Here is an 821-nt window from a genome sequence, read left to right on the forward strand (position 1 = left end):
GGCACTGTTGCAAATAGTCGGTGGTGATAAACTTATCATCCCCTTTTGCTGATGGAGCTGCACATGAACCCATTCAAAGGCCGGCATTTTCAGCGTGACATCATTCTGTGGGCCGTACGCTGGTACTGCAAATACGGCATCAGTTACCGTGAGCTGCAGGAGATGCTGGCTGAACGCGGAGTGAATGTCGATCACTCCACGATTTACCGCTGGGTTCAGCGTTATGCGCCTGAAATGGAAAAACGGCTGCGCTGGTACTGGCGTAACCCTTCCGATCTTTGCCCGTGGCACATGGATGAAACCTACGTGAAGGTCAATGGCCGCTGGGCGTATCTGTACCGGGCCGTCGACAGCCGGGGCCGCACTGTCGATTTTTATCTCTCCTCCCGTCGTAACAGCAAAGCTGCATACCGGTTTCTGGGTAAAATCCTCAACAACGTGAAGAAGTGGCAGATCCCGCGATTCATCAACACGGATAAAGCGCCCGCCTATGGTCGCGCGCTTGCTCTGCTCAAACGCGAAGGCCGGTGCCCGTCTGACGTTGAACACCGACAGATTAAGTACCGGAACAACGTGATTGAATGCGATCATGGCAAACTGAAACGGATAATCGGCGCCACGCTGGGATTTAAATCCATGAAGACGGCTTACGCCACCATCAAAGGTATTGAGGTGATGCGTGCACTACGCAAAGGCCAGGCCTCAGCATTTTATTATGGTGATCCCCTGGGCGAAATGCGCCTGGTAAGCAGAGTTTTTGAAATGTAAGGCCTTTGAATAAGACAAAAGGCTGCCTCATCGCTAACTTTGCAACAGTGCCT

General features: G+C 52.4%; 1 protein-coding gene. It reads left to right on the forward strand.

Translation table 11 applies throughout. From position 1 onward, the window contains the following. Positions 1 to 63: 63 nt before the first annotated feature. Positions 64 to 768, forward strand: a complete 705-nt coding sequence (locus CXF88_RS14360; protein WP_001067855.1) for an IS6-like element IS26 family transposase — start codon at positions 64 to 66, stop codon at positions 766 to 768. The last annotated feature ends 53 nt before the right edge of the window (positions 769 to 821 follow it).

Source organism: Shewanella sp. ALD9, from assembly GCF_002836315.1.
In the GTDB taxonomy this organism is placed as follows: Bacteria; Pseudomonadota; Gammaproteobacteria; order Enterobacterales; family Shewanellaceae; genus Shewanella.